We start from the raw sequence: 326 nt of genomic DNA, 5'->3' as shown, positions 1-326 counted from the left end.
GATAGCCTGTAGTTCGCTAGCCATCTTGTTTTGATCAGTACCCATGATTAGGGATAGACTGTTCGTTTGATTTTCTGCTTTCGCGATTGCTTCACTCATATCGGTTCCTCCTAGTATTTAAACGTGACCTTCTCAGTTGCTGGTTTTTCAGTAATACCAGCGATAATCTCGCCATCTTCCATGACAAACTTGTCACCAACCATGCGACCAGCTTTTTTCAAATCAACTTTATCAATAGACTCCTTGACCTTGATGTATTGGCTCATACCTTGATTACGAAGTGAGTTTAAAACCATCTTTTCGTCATACGCCAACCCAGCCGGGTT

The 326-nt window shown here is 42.0% G+C and carries 1 protein-coding gene; it reads right to left on the bottom strand.

The window, feature by feature from the left end; all coding sequences use genetic code 11:
• Positions 1–110: 110 nt before the first annotated feature.
• A partial coding sequence (locus DY78_RS08825) for a host-nuclease inhibitor Gam family protein (RefSeq protein ID WP_191982876.1) occupies positions 111–326 on the bottom strand: 216 nt, incomplete at its 5' end.

The sequence above is a fragment of the Lactiplantibacillus fabifermentans DSM 21115 genome, from assembly GCF_000498955.2.
Classification (GTDB): domain Bacteria; phylum Bacillota; class Bacilli; order Lactobacillales; family Lactobacillaceae; genus Lactiplantibacillus; species Lactiplantibacillus fabifermentans.
This window is presented reverse-complemented; position numbering and strand designations above follow the sequence as displayed.